Below are 16,499 nucleotides of genomic sequence, written 5' to 3'. Positions count from 1 at the left end.
GCGGCCTTTTGTTTACTTGAGGCTATTCAGCGCTTGTCCTCGACGGTCCATTTGCCGCCGTCGTAGTACGCCTTCCAGCCGGTTGGCTTGCCGTCGACCTCGGTCTGTACGTACTGCTCCTTGGTCTTGCGGCTGTAACGAATAACCGCCGGCCGACCCTCAGGATCCTTCTGCGGAGCTTCGCAGAGGAAATGGTACTTCGGATCGATTTCGTCCTTATGCGGCACGATCTCCAGCACCAGCGGCGCACGGGTCTCGCGGTTTTTCGGGAACTGGCTGGCCGCCAGGAACAGGCCAGACGCGCCGTCGCGCAGGATGTAGGTGTCGTTGACCTTCTCGCACTTGAGTTCAGGCATCTTCACCGGGTCCATCTTCGGCGGCGCCGCATCACCGCTCTTGAGCAGTTTGCGGGTGTTCTTGCAGGTTGGATTGGTGCAGCCGAAGAACTTGCCGAAACGGCCGGTCTTGAGCTGCATCTCACTGCCACACTTGTCGCATTCAAGGCTCGGGCCTTCATAGCCCTTGATGCGATAGGTGCCCTCTTCGATCTCATAACCGGCGCAATCGGGATTGTTACCGCAGATGTGCAGCTTGCGCTTCTCATCCAACAGGTAGGCATCCATCGCCGTGCTGCAGATCGGGCAGCGGTGCTTGCCGCGCAGCACCAGGGATTCCGATTCACCCTCGTCGTCCGCGGCGATTTCGTCACCCGGCACCAGGTTGACGGTCGCCTTGCAGCGCTCCTTGGGAGGCAGACTGTAGCCCGAGCATCCCAGGAACACGCCTGTCGAGGCGGTACGGATCTGCATCGGACGACCACACGTCAGGCATGGGATGTCGGTCATCACAGGCTGGTTGGCCCGCATGCCGTTCTCGACACTTTCGGCTACTTCGAGTTTTTTCTTGAAATCGCCATAAAACTCGTCGAGAACGTTTTTCCAGTCCCGCTCACCCTGGGCCACATCGTCGAGGTTCTCTTCCATGCCGGCGGTGAAGCCGTAGTCCATCAGGTTGGAGAAGCTCTCGGACAAACGTTCGGTGACGATGTCTCCCATCTTTTCCGAATAGAACCGACGGTTGTGCAGCGCCACGTAACCGCGGTCCTGGATGGTGGAAATGATCGCCGCGTAGGTAGAAGGACGACCGATGCCACGCTTTTCCATTTCCTTGACCAGACTGGCTTCCGAATAACGGGCCGGCGGCTTGGTGAAGTGCTGGGTCGGATCGAGCTTGATCAGCTTCATCACATCGCCCTGGGCCATGTCTGGCAGGACGTCGTCGTCACCCGGCTTGGTGATTTGCGGCATGACGCGGGTGTAGCCGTCAAACTTCAGAATGCGGCCCTTGGCGCGCAGCTCGAAGTCGCCGGCACCGACGGTGACCGTGGTCGACAGGTATTGCGCCGGCAGCATCTGGCAGGCCAGGAACTGGCGCCAGATCAGCTCGTAGAGGCGCTCGGCATCGCGCTCCATTCCCGACAGTTTGCTTGGCTCGGTGTTGGCATCGGAGGGACGAATCGCTTCGTGAGCCTCTTGTGCGCCCTCCTTGCTGCTGTAGACGTTCGGCGTCTCCGGCAGGTATTTCTTGCCGAACTCGCTTTCTATATAAGTGCGCGCCATTGTCACGGCATCGGCCGAGAGGTTGGTCGAGTCGGTACGCATATACGTGATGTAGCCCGCCTCGTACAAACGCTGGGCCATCATCATGGTTTTCTTCACACCGAAGCCCAGGCGGTTGCTCGCGGCCTGTTGCAACGTGGAGGTGATGAACGGTGCCGACGGCTTGCTGCTGGTCGGCTTGTCTTCACGCTTGACGATGCTGTAGCTGGAAGCCTTGAGCTTCTGCAGCGCAGCCATGGCTTGGGCTTCGTTGAGCGGCTTGAAGGCTTCGCCCTTCTCGCGAGCCACATCGAAGCGCACGGTGGCGCCCTTGGCGGTGCCGAGGTCGGCGTGAACTTCCCAGTACTCTTCAGGGATGAACGCACGGATTTCCCGCTCGCGCTCAACCACCAGCTTCACGGCGACCGACTGCACGCGACCGGCCGACAGGCCACGGGCGATCTTGGCCCATAGCAGCGGCGAGACCATGTAGCCCACCACGCGGTCAAGGAAGCGCCGCGCCTGTTGGGCGTTGACCCGATCGATGTCCAGCTCGCCCGGCTGGGAGAAGGCCTCCTGGATGGCCTTCTTGGTGATTTCGTTGAACACCACGCGCTTGTAGCGGCTGTCATCCCCACCGATGGCTTCGCGCAGGTGCCAGGCAATGGCTTCCCCTTCGCGGTCCAAGTCCGTCGCCAGATAGATGGTGTCGGCATCCTTGGCGAGCCGACGCAGTTCTTCGATGACCTTTTCCTTGCCCGGGAGGATCTCGTACTTGGCTTTCCAGCCGTGTTCCGGATCAACCCCCATGCGAGAGACCAGCTGCTTGCGCGCCTTGTCTTTGGGCGACAGCGCCGGCGCTTCACCGGCAGCAGCCTTGCCGCGTTTGGCGGCTGGCTCCTTGCTGGCGCTAGCCGAACCGCTGGTGGGCAGGTCTCGGATATGGCCGATACTCGACTTCACCACGTATTGGTTGCCCAGATACTTGTTGATGGTCTTGGCCTTAGCCGGGGATTCCACAATGACCAGCGATTTGCCCATGGATCAGAAAATTCCTGAATTCTAAAAAGTGAAAGGCGGTTGGCGCCTGACGCGGCACCGCTATATATAGTGGCTGCAAGGTGAGGTCAAGCGCAGGGTTGCCCCGGTATCGGCCTCAAGGCTTGGAAAAAAGGCTCTCTTCGGCCTGCACCAAAGCAAAGCGTGGCACCTGCTCGCCGTCAACTTCGACAGACTCCTGGAACATGCTCAACGGCCGCACCCAAAAGCCGTAATCGCCATACAGGGCTTGATAGAAGACCACTTCTTCCTCGGTCTCGGAATGCCGCGCGATGCTGAATACGCGGTACTGCGGACCTTTGTAATGTTGGTAGAGCCCAGGTTGTATCGGCATGTCTTGGCCCTCTCTCAAATCTTTTCAAAATAAAAACAAAATTTTTTTACTAAACCCGGAAAAAACAAAAACCGGGGCACTTGGCCCCGGCTTCCATCGACGTAACGCTTAGATGCGTTCGAAGACAGTGGCGATGCCCTGGCCGAGACCAATGCACATAGTGGACACCCCAAAGGTGCCGCCGTTCTGCTTCATGACGTTGAGCAGCGTGCCGGAGATACGCGCACCGGAGCAACCGAACGGGTGACCCAGGGCGATCGCGCCGCCGTGCAGGTTAACCTTCTCGTTCATCTTGTCGAGCACTTTCAGATCTTTCAGCACTGGCAGGGCCTGTGCGGCGAAAGCTTCGTTGAGCTCGAAGAAGTCGATATCGGAAATGCTCAGACCTGCACGCTTCAAGGCTTTCTGCGTCGCCGGTACTGGACCATAGCCCATGATTGCCGGGTCAACACCGGCCACGGCCATCGAACGAATCACCGCCATCGGCTGGATGCCCAGGTCCTGGGCACGCTGGGCCGACATCACGATCATGCACGAAGCACCGTCGGTGATCTGCGAAGAAGTACCGGCAGTCACGGTGCCGCCCTTTGGATTGAAGGCCGGCTTGAGGGCCGCCAGGCTTTCCAGGGTGGTTTCCGGACGAATGGTTTCGTCGTAGTCGAACAGTTTCAGGAAACCGTTCTCGTCGTAGCCCTGCATCGGGATGATTTCGTCCTTGAACTTGCCTTCCACGGTCGCCTTGTGGGCGAGTTGGTGGGAGCGCACGCCAAAGGCGTCCTGCTGTTCGCGGGTGATGCCGTGCATTTTGCCGAGCATTTCCGCGGTCAGGCCCATCATGCCCGAGGCTTTTGCCGCGTACAGCGACATGTGCGGGTTCGGATCGACGCCGTGCATCATGCTTACGTGGCCCATGTGCTCGACACCGCCGACGACGAACACATCACCGTTGCCGGTCATGATTGCCTGAGCAGCGGTATGCAGCGCGCTCATGGACGAACCGCACAGACGACTGACGGTCTGGCCGGCCGCGGTGTGAGGGATCTGGGTCATCAGCGAAGCCATGCGGGCAATGTTCCAGCCCTGCTCCAGGGTCTGGTTCACACAGCCCCAGATCACGTCTTCGACTTCGTTGGGGTCGACCTTGACGTTACGTTCCAGCAGCTTGCTGATCAGGTGCGCCGACATGTCTTCGGCGCGGGTGTTGCGGTGCATGCCGCCCTTGGAGCGGCCCATCGGCGTACGACCGAAGTCGACAATCACGACGTCTCTAGGATTCAAGCTCATAAATGTTCTCTCGCTCTAGTCGTTGGGCGCTTAACCGAAGAAGCTCTGGCCATTCTTGGCCATTTCACGCAGCTTCGCGGTCGGGTGGTACAGCGCGCCCAAATCAGCGTACTGGTCTGCCAGGGCAACGAACTCGGCTACACCGATCGAATCGATGTAGCGCAGCGCGCCGCCACGGAATGGAGGGAAACCGATACCGTAGACCAGACCCATGTCAGCTTCGGCGGCGGTTTCAACAATGCCGTCTTCCAGGCAACGCACGGTTTCGAGGCACAGCGGGATCATCATCCAGTTGATGATGTCTTCGTCGGTGACTTCGCGCTGCTCGTAGACAATCGGCTTGAGCACTTCCAGCACCGACGAATCGGCGACTTTCTTCTGCTTGCCGCGCTTGTCGGTCTCGTAGGCGTAGAAACCCTTGCCGTTCTTCTGGCCCAGGCGCTTGGCTTCGTAGAGCACGTCGACGGCCGACCGGCGGTCGTCTTTCATGCGGTCCGGGAAGCCTTCAGCCATGACGTCACGACCATGGTGGCCGGTGTCGATGCCGACCACGTCCATCAGGTACGCCGGGCCCATTGGCCAGCCGAATTTTTCCATGATCTTGTCGATGCGCACAAAGTCCACGCCGGCGCTGACCAGCTTGGCGAAACCGCCGAAGTACGGGAACAGTACGCGGTTGACCAAAAAGCCTGGGCAGTCATTGACGACGATCGGGTTCTTGCCCATTTTCTTGGCGTAGGCGACAGTGGTGGCGATCGCTTGTTCGCTGGACTTCTCGCCTCGGATCACTTCCACCAGCGGCATCATGTGCACCGGGTTGAAGAAGTGCATGCCGACGAAGTTTTCCGGACGCTTGAGGGCCTTGGCCAGCAGCGAGATGGAGATGGTCGAGGTGTTCGAAGCGAGGATGGTGTCCTCTTTGACCTTGTCTTCGACTTCAGCCAGTACCGCCTGCTTGACCTTCGGGTTCTCGACAACGGCTTCGACCACCAGGTCGACATGGCCGAAATCGCCGTAGGACAGGGTTGGACGAATGCCGTTGAGCACTTCGGCCATCTTCGCCGCGGTCATGCGACCTTTATCGACGCGACCAACCAGCAGCTTGGCCGCCTCGGCCAGGCCTTGCTCGATACCGTGTTCGTTGATGTCTTTCATCAGGATCGGCGTGCCTTTGGACGCCGACTGGTAGGCGATACCGCCACCCATGATACCGGCACCGAGTACGGCGGCCTGCTTCACGTCACGGGCAATTTCGTCGTAGGCCTTGGCCTTTTTCTTCAGTTCCTGGTCATTGAGGAACAGACCTATCAGGCTTTGTGCAGCCGAGGTCTTGGCCAGTTTGACGAAGCCGGCGGCTTCGACTTCCAGGGCCTTGTCGCGACCGAAGTTCGCGGCTTTCTGGATGGTCTTGATCGCTTCAACCGGCGCCGGGTAGTTCGGGCCAGCTTGACCGGCGACGAAACCCTTGGCGGTTTCGAAAGCCATCATTTGTTCGATGGCGTTGAGCTTGAGCTTTTCCAGCTTCGGCTGGCGCTTGGCCTTGTAGTCGAACTCGCCACTGATGGCGCGCTTGATCGTTTCAAGGGCCGCTTCCTGGAGTTTGCCAGGCTCGACCACGGCATCCACGGCGCCGACTTTCAGCGCGTCTTCAGCACGATTTTCCTTGCCGGCGGCAATCCACTCGATGGCGTTGTCGGCACCGATGAGGCGTGGCAGACGCACGGTACCGCCAAAGCCCGGGTAGATGCCCAGCTTGACTTCCGGCAGGCCGATCTTGGCCGTGCTGGACATGACGCGATAATCCGCTGCCAGGCACATCTCGAGGCCGCCACCCAGGGCGATGCCGTTGATGGCCGCGACGGTCGGTACGTTGAGGTCTTCGAAGTCGCTGAAAATACGGTTCGCTTCGAGGTTGCCAGCGATCAGTTCGGCATCGGGCAGCTTGAAGTTATCGACGAATTCGGTGATGTCGGCGCCGACGATGAAGACGTCCTTGCCGCTGCTGACGATCACACCCTTGATCGAAGCATCTGCCTTGATAGTGTCCACGGCCTGACGCAGTTCATTCAGGGTTAGACGGTTGAACTTGTTGACGGACTCACCCTTGAGATCGAACTTCAGTTCGACGATGCCACTTTCAAGAGCCTTAACCGTGATGGCTTTACCTTCGTAAATCATCAACTGATCTCCACGATATGGAAGCTGAACAGTACACGTTGAACGCTGACTGCTGGTTCGGCATTGACGTTACCGCCGATGCTACGCCAATCCGCCAGGCACACCCGTCAACGCGATAGTCGGGGTTCTGTAGGAACGTTCGGAAAATACAAACGCTCAATTCATACGCCCGTTTGATTTGGGTACGCCACCTTCACGGAATTTCCGACAATTGTCAATCGCCCTAAACAGGGGCTTGAACGCGACTTCCCGGTCATTTGCGTACCGCACGGATCCGCAACACGGCGCTGCATACAGGGCCATTCATAGAATCAATATTTAGAAAAGTCGCCCTAATTCCATGCACGTCGGACTCAACCGGCTAAGCTGGCGGGAACGCTTTTAAATCTTTGGAGAAGGACGTTTCGAACGAACGCCCCGCAAACAACTTCGATTACCGGCCTGCCTGGCCAACCCGCCCGATGAGACTGTCGGGCTTTTTTATGCCATTAGGAGCTGCCGAAGGCTCGGGCTGCGTTCGGACGATCTTTAATTTTCACTTAAGACTCAATCGAGTGCGGACAGATCGCAGCCTCGCTTCGCTCGACAGCTCCTACGGAGGATGCAGGCCAGGAGATTCAGGCCAGCGCCTTCAGCACCGAGGAAATCTCCTGCAAAACACTCGCCTCACCCTTCTCGCCCCAATACAAGGCGATCATTTGCCCGTCGGCTTCAATTTTGTAGACGTTGGCTGGCAATTTTTCGAAATGATTGAGCAACGACTCATCCTGGCAGACTTCGCGCCACTGATTGACCCATACGCCCGGCGCGGTTTGCCAGTAGGTCCAGATAGCCGGCTGCTTGCCCCGTCGGGGCCGATGGTACTGAGCGCAGGGGTTTGGCGCCTGTTGCCCGAGCCAGTGAGGCCACTCCTGACGCGCCAGTTGCATGGCCAGGCCAAGGCGCCGCGCCTCCATGCGCAACGCCATGCGACCGTTCTGAACACGGGACGGGCGCAACCATGCCAGGGGGCTTAATACCACCAACAGGATTGACAGCACTATCCAGACCGTCATATTCGTACTCCCCGAATTCTGATGAGCCCTTTGACGATTGACCCACGTCGCCGTCAATGCGCTTGAAACCAGCCATACTTACCGTATCGCAATTCTCTGGAGTACCTTCCATGTACTACGCACACGTCCTGGTCGCCGTCGACCTCACTGAAGAATGTGATCCCGTCGTCAAGCGTGCTCTGGCCCTTTGCGAAGGTCGAGACACCAAACTGTCGCTGGTTCACATCGTCGAACCCATGGCCATGGCCTTCGGTGGTGATGTGCCGATGGACCTTTCCCAGTTGCAACAACAACAATTCGATCAAGCCAAGGAACGCCTTGACCGGCTGATCGTGAAATACCCAGCCCTGAAAAAGGAATACAGCCACCTGACCTACGGCCAGCCGCGCCAGGAGATCCATCACCTGGCCAAGGAACAGGGTTGCGACCTGATCGTCGTGGGCAGCCATGGTCGTCATGGCCTGGCACTGCTGTTGGGCTCGACCGCCAACGATGTGCTGCATGGCGCGCCTTGCGACGTGCTGGCGGTGCATCTGGTCAAGCGCACTTAACCTTTGTGGGAGCGGGCTTGCTCGCGAAAGCGTCGTGACAGCCAATATCGAAGCTGACTGAAACACCGCTTTCGCGAGCAAGCCCGCTCCCACAAGGGATTGTATTTCAAATAGAAATCCCGGCGCTCAAGGTTGAGCACCGGGATTCTTTACAACAGTGGATCAAGCATCCAGTTCAGCCCAGCGTTCGACCAATGCGTCCAGCTCGGCCTGCAACTGCTCCAGATGCGCGATCACCTTGGCGGTTTCGGCGGCAGGTCGCTGATAGAAGCCGGCCTCGGCCATTTCAGCTTGCACCGCTGCGATCTGCTGTTCCTTCGCGTCGATATCACCCGGCAATGCTTCCAGCTCACGCTGCAACTTGTAGCTGAGCTTCTTTTTCGTCGGGGCCGGGGCCGCTGTGGCAGCCACCGGAGCAGGCTCGGCCTTGACCACCGCCGAATTCAAGTCGGCCTTGCCGGACTTGCTCTCCGTCACGCCCAACAGACGTGGCGAACCGCCCTGGCGCAGCCAGTCCTGATAACCACCGACGTATTCACGCACCAGGCCTTCGCCTTCGAACACCAGGGTGCTGGTAACCACGTTGTCGAGGAATGCCCGGTCGTGGCTGACCATCAGCACAGTGCCGTTGAAGGTCAGCAGCACCTCTTCCAGCAACTCGAGGGTTTCCACGTCCAGGTCGTTGGTCGGTTCGTCGAGCACCAGCAGGTTCGCCGGTTTGCTGAACAGTTTGGCCAGCAGCAGACGGGCACGCTCACCGCCGGACAGCGCCTTGACCGGGGTACGGGCACGCTGGGGGCTGAACAGGAAGTCGCCCAGATAGCTCAACACATGGCGGCTCTGGCCATCGATGTCGATGAAATCGCGGCCTTCGGCAACGTTGTCGATGACGGTTTTTTCAAGGTCCAACTGATGGCGCAACTGGTCGAAGTAGGCGACGTCGATCTTCGTGCCCTCCTCCACCTTGCCATTGGTCGGTACGAGGCCGCCGAGCATCAGCTTGAGCAAGGTGGTCTTGCCGGTGCCGTTGGCGCCCAGCAGGCCAATGCGGTCACCACGCTGCAGCACCATGGAAAAGTCCTTGATCAGGAACGGGCCGCCAGGGTGCGCAAAACTCACGTTCTCAAGCACCATCACCTGCTTGCCGGACTTGTCGGCGGTATCCAGCTGAATATTGGCCTTGCCGGTGCGTTCGCGACGCTCACTGCGTTCCATGCGCAGTGCCTTGAGCGCCCGTACGCGGCCTTCGTTGCGGGTGCGACGGGCCTTGATACCCTGGCGAATCCAGACTTCTTCCTGGGCCAGCTTCTTGTCGAACAGCGCGTTCGCGGTTTCTTCCGCCGCCAGCGCCGCTTCCTTGTGCACCAGGAAGCTGGCGTAGTCGCCGTTCCAGTCGATCAGGCCGCCGCGATCCAGTTCGAGGATACGGGTCGCCAGGTTTTGCAGGAAAGAACGGTCGTGCGTGATAAACAGCACCGCGCCCTGGAAATCCTTCAGGGCCTCTTCAAGCCAGGCGATGGCGCCAATGTCCAGGTGGTTGGTGGGTTCGTCGAGCAGCAGCAGGTCCGGCTCGGACACCAGGGCCTGGGCCAACAACACCCGGCGACGCCAGCCACCGGACAACTCGGCCAGGGTCTTGTCGGCCGGCAGTTGCAGACGGCTCAGGGTGCTGTCCACCAACTGCTGCAGGCGCCAGCCATCGCGGGCCTCGAGGTCGTGCTGCACATGCATCAACTTGTCCAGATCAGCGTCGGTGACGATGTTCTGGCTCAGGTGGTGATACTCGGCCAGCAACGCGCCGACACCGTCCAGACCCTCGGCGACCACGTCGAACACCGTCCGCTCGTCGGCCACCGGCAGTTCCTGGGGCAATTCGCCGATTTTCAGGCCTGGTGCGCGCCAGACCGAGCCGTCATCGGGCTTCTGATCGCCCTTGACCAGCTTCATCATGCTGGACTTGCCAGTGCCGTTGCGGCCGATGATGCACACCCGCTCACCACGGGCGATCTGCCAGGACACCTTGTCCAACAACGGCATAGCGCCGAAAGCAAGGGACACATCGCTGAATTTGAGCAGGGTCATGAGCTTCTCCAAAAACCGGGCGCGCATTCTACCTGAGATGAGGCCCCAGAAGTCCGCCAATTTCGCCACTGAAGCACTCTGCATAACAAATGTTGCGAACTTGTGCGGATGCCCCCGCAAAGCTTTCGCCCATTGCTGGCAAAAGGCTAAGCTACAGACAGTTACCCTGGGTCAAACCTTGGGCTTGTCATGTTTTTTCTGCCCGGACGTATCATGCGCAGTCGCCTTTTCAGTGTTTTATCTTGCTTGTTTGTATGTGCCACTGCCGTTCAAACCGCCGAGGCGGTGGATATTTCCACCCAGCGTCAGTATTACGATGAAGCCAAGCGCGCCTTGGCCAAAGGTGATTCCGGCCCCTATTTTCGCTACAGCCAGGCCCTGCGTGATTACCCGCTGGAACCCTACCTGGCCTACGACGAACTGACCGCTCGCCTCAAGAGCGCCAGCAATGCCGAAATCGAGAAATTTCTCGCCGAGCATGGCGACCTGCCCCAGGCCAACTGGATGAAATTGCGCTGGTTGCGCTGGCTGGCCGACCGTGGCGATTGGGCGACCTTCGTCAAGTACTACGACTCCAAGCTCAACTTCACCGAACTGGACTGTCTCAACGCCCAATATCAGCTCAGTCATGGTCTCAAGGCCGAAGGTTACGCCAACACCGAAAAGCTTTGGCTCACCGGCAAATCCCAACCGGCCGCGTGCGATGCGCTGTTCGGCCTGTGGGCGACCCAGGGTCAGCTGACTGAGCAGAAGCGCTGGGAGCGCGCCAAACTGGCCGCCCAGGCCCGCAATTATCCACTGGCCAAAAGCCTGATCAGCGGCCTGACTACCCTTGCCCCTCGCGGCCAACTGCTGCTGGACGTGGCGCAAAAACCGGAACTGCTCAATCAACCATCGCGCTTCAGCCCGGCCGATGAGCCGATGGCCGATATCGTCAGCCTCGGCTTGCGGCGCCTTGCTCGCCAGGATCCAGAGAAAGCCATGGCGCTGCTGGACGGCTACGCCAGCTCCATGCACTTTTCCAAGAACGAAAAAGTAGCCATCGCCCGGGAAATAGGTCTGACCCTGGCCAAACGCTTCGACAGCCGCGCCCTGGGTGTGATGACAAAATATGACCCGGAACTGCGCGACGATACCGTCTCGGAATGGCGCTTGCGCCTGCTGTTGCGCCTGGCCCGCTGGGACGACGCCTATGAGTTGACCCGTCGCCTGCCCGAGACGCTGGCCAGCACCAGTCGCTGGCGTTACTGGCAGGCCCGTAGCCTGGAACTGGCGCAGCCAAAAAATCCCGAGGCACTGACGCTTTACAAGCATCTGGCCCGTGAGCGGGACTTCTATGGTTTCCTGGCCGCCGACCGCTCCCAATCGCCCTACTCGCTTAACAACAAGCCGCTGGTGATGAGCCAGGCGCTGATCAACAAAGTGCGCAACACGCCGGGTATTCGTCGCGCCCTGGAGTTTCATGCCCGGGGTCAGATCGTCGACGGTCGTCGCGAGTGGTATCACGTCACTCGCCACTTCAACCGGGACGAAATGGTCGCCCAGGCGAAACTGGCCTACGACCTGAAATGGTACTTCCCGGCGATCCGCACCATCAGCCAGGCCAAGTATTGGGACGACCTGGATATTCGCTTCCCAATGGCCTACCGCGACACCCTGGTGCGTGAAGCCAAGGTGCGCGGCCTGCATTCAAGCTGGGTGTTCGCCATCACTCGACAGGAAAGTGCCTTCATGGAAGATGCGCGCTCCGGTGTCGGCGCCAGCGGCCTGATGCAGTTGATGCCGGCCACCGCCAAGGAAACCGCGCGCAAGTTCAACATCCCGCTGGCCTCGCCCAAGCAAGTGCTGAACCCGGACAAAAACATCCAGCTGGGCGCGGCGTACCTGAGTCAGGTTCACAGCCAGTTCAACGGCAACCGCGTCCTGGCCTCCGCCGCCTACAACGCCGGCCCCGGTCGGGTGCGTCAGTGGCTGCGCGGTGCCGACCACCTGAGCTTCGATGTCTGGGTGGAAAGCATCCCCTTCGACGAAACCCGGCAATACGTGCAGAACGTGTTGTCGTACTCGGTGATCTACGGCCAGAAACTCAACTCGCCGCAACCGCTGGTGGACTGGCATGAGCGGTATTTTGATGATCAGTAGGCGTTAGCGACAGGCGTTAAGCCTCAAGCGGCAAGCTGTTCCTGAACAGCAAAAAATGCCCGTATCGAAAGATGCGGGCATTTTTTTGGTTGGTTGCGGGGACTTGTGGGAGCGGGCTTGCTCGCGAAAGCAGTGGATCAGTCAGCATCATCGCCGGCTGACACACCGCTTTCGCGAGCAAGCCCGCTCCCACAGTGCTTATGTGCGGGCAGAATTCAACCAACCTGCACGCAAGCCCGCTTACCCGACTGAGTAAGGCGATACCGCTGTGCTGGGCTGTTGGGGGATTCGGGGTCAGTCATTTCGACCAAGCCGGCGGCTAATGCCGGCTTGAGATAGTTCCCCCTGAAAGTGGCCTTGTGTGCCAGTCCCAACTGCCCCATCAACTCACTGATCTTAAGTGAAGCGCCGCCACGCAACGCCAGAAGCAGCCGTGCTACTTGGTCGGTTACTGGGTCGGTTACTGGGTCGGTCAGTGGTTCGTTACGAATGGCTTCCCCGAGGGCCACACACAGTGCTTGCAGCATGAACTCCACAAAAGGTGTCGCCTCAGCCAAACGATCGCATTCATTGAGCAGGCTCGCCTTGCTGATTGAACTGCAACGCCGCCAGCCTTGCATACAGGGCATTGCTGGCGACCAGTTCCTGATGGGTGCCCACGGCAACCACCTTGCCCTGGTCCATCACTGCGATCCGGTCGGCATTTTTCACTGTGGCCAGGCGGTGGGCGATGACCAGGGTGGTGCGATTTTTCATCAGGCTGGGCAGCGCTTGCTGGATCAAGTGTTCGCTTTGCGCGTCGAGGGCACTGGTGGCTTCGTCCAAGAGCAGGATCGGCGCGTCCACCAGCAGCGCTCGGGCGATGGCCAGGCGCTGGCGTTGACCGCCGGACAACCCCAGACCGCCGTCACCCAGGTGGGTCTGGTAACCCTCCGGCATTTTTTCGATGAAATCGTGGGCGTGGGCGATCTGCGCGGCTTCGCGCACCTGCTCGGCCGTCGCCTCGGGGTTGCCGTAGCGGATATTCTCTTCAACCGTGCCGAAAAACAGGGCCGGGTTCTGCGAAACCAGGGCGAAATGACGACGCAGGTCCAGCGGATCAAGTTGGGTCAGCGGTACATCGTCAATGAGGATCTGCCCTTGCGCCGGGTCGTAGAAACGCAGCAGCAGGTCATACACCGTGGATTTTCCGGCACCGGACGGCCCGACCAGGGCCAGGGTCTCGCCAGCCTGAACGCTCAGGTCCAGGCCGTCGACCGCATAGCTGTCCGGCCGGGACGGGTAAGAGAAGCGCACGCCTTCGAGACGCAAATCACCCCGTACCCGTTCAGGCAAGGTCATCAGGCCAGAAACCGGCGGCTGGATGATATTTTCCGAGCGTAGCAATTCGGCGATGCGCTCAGCCGCGCCGGCCGCCCGTTGCAACTCTCCGATGACTTCGCTCAGGGTGCCGAAGGCGCTGCCGACGATCAGGCTGTAGAACACAAACGCCGCCAGCTCACCACCGGAAATCCGCCCGGCGATGACGTCCATGCCCCCGACCCAGAGCATCACCCCCACCGCCCCCAGCACCAGCACGATCACCAGTGTGATCAGCCAGGCCCGCTGGGCGATGCGCTTGCGGGCGGTGTCGAAGGCCTGCTCCACGGTCACCGCAAAGCGCCGCTCATCCTGGACCTGATGGTTGTAGGCCTGCACGGTTTTGATCTGGCCGAGCGTCTCGGAGACGTAGCTGCCGACATCGGCAATGCGGTCCTGACTCTGGCGCGACAGGCTGCGCACTCGCCGCCCGAATATCAGGATCGGCGCCAAGACCAACGGCAGGGCAATCACCACGATACTGGTGAGTTTGGGGTTGGTGATGAACAACAACACAATGCCGCCGACCACCATCAAGGCGTTGCGCAAAAATAGCGACAACGACGAGCCGATCACTGACTGCAATAAGGTCGTATCGGCGGTCAGACGCGACTGGATTTCCGAGCTGCGGTTGTTCTCGTAAAAGCCCGGGTGCAAATACACCAGATGGTTGAAGACCTGCCGGCGGATATCGGCCACCACTCGCTCGCCAATCCAGGACACCAGGTAGAAACGGGAAAAAGTGCCGATCGCCAATCCCACCACAAGCACCATGAACAGGCCAATGGACTGATTGAGCAGGTGCGGGGAGCGCGTCATGAAACCCTGGTCCACCAGCAACCGGATGCCCTGTCCCATGGACAAGGTGATACCAGCGGTGACGATAAGCGCCAGCAAGGCGCCCGCCACCTGCTTGCGATAGGGCGCAATGAAGCCACTGGCCAGGCGTATGGCACGGCGTTGTTGGGAAGAGAGCATCAGAAAGCACCCGATAATGCAGCAGGAAATGGACCGTCCGACGGCACCGAGGCGCAGCGGAACTTGGTTGAATCAGAATGAGTCAGGTTAAATATGACCGTAACGACTAGAGGCTAGATGTTATCGGTCTAAAGTCTGGCTGGAAACGCGTCTGTGTTTCTGATTGAGTGGAGCTGTCGCCTTGAACCTACAAGGAGTGTCATGGCTCGGTCACCTGGCGACACTAAAATAGGCACACAACCTGATGAGGAGACAGGCCATGTCCTTGCAACACAGCAGCGACGACAAGATTCAAGTGATCCGCACGCAACCGGACCAGTCTCTGGGCTGTTCGATCATCGATGAAGATGGACGCGAAGTACCGATCACTGAAGACATGATCCAGAAAGCCTGCAGCGAGCTGGAAAAACGACTGGTCAAACCTGCCGAACAAAAGTGATACAGCCCGTCTTCATTGAACCCGACCTTAATGTCGGGTTTTTTATGCCCGCAGCCTCTGCGGACTCTTGAGGGTTGGCTCTTGCTCCCGCTGGACTGCGCTGTGTAGGAGCTGCCGAAGGCTGCGATCTTTTGATCTTTCGCTTGATACTCAACTGCTTTGGGAAGATCGCAGCCTCGCTTCGCTCGACAGCTCCTACACAGCGCAACCGAGCGGGAGCAAGCTCTGCTCGCCACAAGAGCGATCCCGATTAAAGGGTGGTGGCGCCCAGAGCGCTCACGATCTGTTGCAACGCCGGCGACTGCCCCTCGAGGCGAACATTCAAACTGTCGATCTCCCGACGCGGCGGATAATGCTTGCGCAGGGCATCGAAAGCGCTGCGTTGTTCGCTGACGGTTCCCACCAGACTGCGACGAAAATCCGCATCGTCGCGGCGTGGGTCGTACACGCCACGGCACAGCATCGCCAGTGCCCAGGCAGGATCCGTCTCAGCGTCCAGTGTGATGCCGGCCAGCCATGGTCGGGGCAGCAGATCGCTCAACCGGACCGCAACCGGTTGCTCGAGGAATGCGCACAAGGATTCGTAGATCTGCGCCGTACCACGCTGGCGACCATCGAGGCTGTAGCCGGCAATGTGCGGGGTGGCGATCACACACAAGTCGGCCAGATCCGCATCGACAGTCGGCTCATGCTCCCAGACATCCAGCACCGCTTGCAGGTCTTCGCGCTCCAGCAACACCTCGCGCAGCGCTGTGTTGTCGATCACCGGTCCACGGGCCGCATTGATCAGCCAGGTACCGGGCTGGAGCCGACGCAGGCGCTGCTCATCGAACAGGTGCCAGGTCGGTTGCGCGCCGTCGCGAGTCAACGGTGTGTGCAGGCTGATCACATCACACTGCTCGATGATCTGCTCCAGACTCACATAATCGCCGCCTTCGGCAGCCTGACGGGGTGGGTCGCAGACTTTCACCGTCCAACCCAGGCCCTTGAGCACCTCGATCAACCGTCCGCCCACCTGCCCGGCACCGACCACACCAAAGGTACGCTGCTTGAGGTTCGCGCCTTCGATTTCAGCCAGGGTCATCAGACTGCCCAGCACGTAGTCCACCACGCCACGGGCGTTACAGCCCGGAGCGCTGGCCCAGCGAATACCGGCCTCGGTGAAATAATCCAGATCCAGGTGATCGGTGCCGATGGTGCAGGTGCCGACGAAACGTACCTTGCTGCCATCCAGCAGCGCGCGATTGACCTGAGTGACGGAGCGCACCAGCAACACATCGGCCTGCTCGACCATCCCCCGGTCGATGCCCCGCCCCGGGACCCGGCGGATTTCACCGAAACCTTGGAAAAACGCATCGAGCAGGGGAATATTTTCGTCGGCGACGATCAGCATGGCAGAGCTCCTTTGGCGGGACGGGCAGTGTAGGCGTTCCGTTAGGC

12 protein-coding genes are annotated in these 16,499 nt (G+C 59.7%); 3 read left to right on the top strand and 9 right to left on the bottom strand.

Annotated elements, in window-relative coordinates:
• Window positions 1-26: 26 nt before the first annotated feature.
• From topA to BMY45_RS25980, 5 genes are all read right to left on the bottom strand, one after another.
• On the bottom strand, window positions 27-2,639 hold the full coding sequence (gene topA, locus BMY45_RS26000) for a type I DNA topoisomerase (protein WP_092403116.1): 2,613 nt from the start codon (window positions 2,637-2,639) through the stop codon (window positions 27-29).
• Between the two features lie 115 nt (window positions 2,640-2,754).
• Entirely contained in the window at window positions 2,755-2,991 is a 237-nt protein-coding gene (locus tag BMY45_RS25995; protein ID WP_047227205.1) for a DUF1653 domain-containing protein, read from the bottom strand.
• Between the two features lie 108 nt (window positions 2,992-3,099).
• A complete protein-coding gene (fadA, locus tag BMY45_RS25990; protein WP_092403114.1) occupies window positions 3,100-4,275 on the bottom strand; it encodes an acetyl-CoA C-acyltransferase FadA in 1,176 nt (391 codons plus the stop codon).
• A 30-nt stretch (window positions 4,276-4,305) separates the two neighbouring features.
• Entirely contained in the window at window positions 4,306-6,453 is a 2,148-nt protein-coding gene (fadB, locus tag BMY45_RS25985) for a fatty acid oxidation complex subunit alpha FadB (RefSeq protein WP_092403111.1), read from the bottom strand.
• Window positions 6,454-7,070: 617 nt separating this feature from the next.
• Entirely contained in the window at window positions 7,071-7,508 is a 438-nt protein-coding gene (locus BMY45_RS25980; protein ID WP_092403109.1) for a hypothetical protein, read from the bottom strand.
• 110 nt (window positions 7,509-7,618) lie between these two features.
• Here BMY45_RS25980 and BMY45_RS25975 point away from each other — a divergent pair, with 110 nt between their 5' ends.
• On the top strand, window positions 7,619-8,059 hold the full coding sequence (locus BMY45_RS25975) for a universal stress protein (RefSeq protein ID WP_092403107.1): 441 nt from the start codon (window positions 7,619-7,621) through the stop codon (window positions 8,057-8,059).
• Window positions 8,060-8,221: 162 nt separating this feature from the next.
• Here the strand turns inward: BMY45_RS25975 and BMY45_RS25970 are convergent, their stop codons facing one another.
• Window positions 8,222-10,141, bottom strand: a complete 1,920-nt coding sequence (locus BMY45_RS25970; RefSeq protein WP_092403105.1) for an ATP-binding cassette domain-containing protein — start codon at window positions 10,139-10,141, stop codon at window positions 8,222-8,224.
• Window positions 10,142-10,354: 213 nt separating this feature from the next.
• Here BMY45_RS25970 and BMY45_RS25965 point away from each other — a divergent pair, with 213 nt between their 5' ends.
• Window positions 10,355-12,283: a transglycosylase SLT domain-containing protein gene (locus BMY45_RS25965; RefSeq protein ID WP_092403103.1), complete on the top strand. Its 1,929-nt coding sequence runs from the start codon at window positions 10,355-10,357 to the stop codon at window positions 12,281-12,283.
• A 215-nt stretch (window positions 12,284-12,498) separates the two neighbouring features.
• On the opposite strand, the gene BMY45_RS25955 is transcribed toward BMY45_RS25965, so the two are convergent.
• Together BMY45_RS25955 and BMY45_RS25950 are read right to left on the bottom strand one after the other, a co-directional pair.
• Window positions 12,499-12,810 carry a Fic family protein gene (locus tag BMY45_RS25955; protein ID WP_177193396.1) on the bottom strand — a complete coding sequence of 104 codons (312 nt, stop codon included), beginning with the start codon at window positions 12,808-12,810 and terminating at the stop codon, window positions 12,499-12,501.
• A 40-nt stretch (window positions 12,811-12,850) separates the two neighbouring features.
• On the bottom strand, window positions 12,851-14,620 hold the full coding sequence (locus BMY45_RS25950; RefSeq protein WP_092403099.1) for an ABC transporter transmembrane domain-containing protein: 1,770 nt from the start codon (window positions 14,618-14,620) through the stop codon (window positions 12,851-12,853).
• A 259-nt stretch (window positions 14,621-14,879) separates the two neighbouring features.
• Between BMY45_RS25950 and BMY45_RS25945 the strand changes: the two genes are divergently transcribed.
• Complete coding sequence (locus BMY45_RS25945; protein ID WP_092403097.1) at window positions 14,880-15,059, top strand: PA1571 family protein; 180 nt, start codon at window positions 14,880-14,882, stop codon at window positions 15,057-15,059.
• 250 nt (window positions 15,060-15,309) lie between these two features.
• Here BMY45_RS25945 and pdxB read toward each other — a convergent pair whose 3' ends face one another.
• On the bottom strand, window positions 15,310-16,452 hold the full coding sequence (pdxB, locus tag BMY45_RS25940) for a 4-phosphoerythronate dehydrogenase PdxB (protein ID WP_092403095.1): 1,143 nt from the start codon (window positions 16,450-16,452) through the stop codon (window positions 15,310-15,312).
• Window positions 16,453-16,499 lie beyond the last annotated feature (47 nt).

The sequence above is a fragment of the Pseudomonas sp. NFACC39-1 genome (genome assembly GCF_900110355.1).
GTDB classification, from domain to species: Bacteria; Pseudomonadota; Gammaproteobacteria; order Pseudomonadales; family Pseudomonadaceae; genus Aquipseudomonas; species Aquipseudomonas tehranensis.
The sequence above is the reverse complement of the archived record's forward strand: the minus strand, read 5'-3'. Positions and strand labels throughout refer to the sequence as shown.

What these genes read in the sequence shown, in the direction of transcription:
- topA (WP_092403116.1), bottom strand. Translation starts at nt 2,639, where the DNA reads ATGGGCAAATCGCTGGTCATTGTGGAATCCCCGGCTAAGGCCAAGACC.
- BMY45_RS25995 (WP_047227205.1), bottom strand. Translation starts at nt 2,991, where the DNA reads ATGCCGATACAACCTGGGCTCTACCAACATTACAAAGGTCCGCAGTAC.
- fadA (WP_092403114.1), bottom strand. Translation starts at nt 4,275, where the DNA reads ATGAGCTTGAATCCTAGAGACGTCGTGATTGTCGACTTCGGTCGTACG.
- fadB (WP_092403111.1), bottom strand. Translation starts at nt 6,453, where the DNA reads ATGATTTACGAAGGTAAAGCCATCACGGTTAAGGCTCTTGAAAGTGGC.
- BMY45_RS25980 (WP_092403109.1), bottom strand. Translation starts at nt 7,508, where the DNA reads ATGACGGTCTGGATAGTGCTGTCAATCCTGTTGGTGGTATTAAGCCCC.
- BMY45_RS25975 (WP_092403107.1), top strand. Translation starts at nt 7,619, where the DNA reads ATGTACTACGCACACGTCCTGGTCGCCGTCGACCTCACTGAAGAATGT.
- BMY45_RS25970 (WP_092403105.1), bottom strand. Translation starts at nt 10,141, where the DNA reads ATGACCCTGCTCAAATTCAGCGATGTGTCCCTTGCTTTCGGCGCTATG.
- BMY45_RS25965 (WP_092403103.1), top strand. Translation starts at nt 10,355, where the DNA reads ATGCGCAGTCGCCTTTTCAGTGTTTTATCTTGCTTGTTTGTATGTGCC.
- BMY45_RS25955 (WP_177193396.1), bottom strand. Translation starts at nt 12,810, where the DNA reads ATGCTGCAAGCACTGTGTGTGGCCCTCGGGGAAGCCATTCGTAACGAA.
- BMY45_RS25950 (WP_092403099.1), bottom strand. Translation starts at nt 14,620, where the DNA reads ATGCTCTCTTCCCAACAACGCCGTGCCATACGCCTGGCCAGTGGCTTC.
- BMY45_RS25945 (WP_092403097.1), top strand. Translation starts at nt 14,880, where the DNA reads ATGTCCTTGCAACACAGCAGCGACGACAAGATTCAAGTGATCCGCACG.
- pdxB (WP_092403095.1), bottom strand. Translation starts at nt 16,452, where the DNA reads ATGCTGATCGTCGCCGACGAAAATATTCCCCTGCTCGATGCGTTTTTC.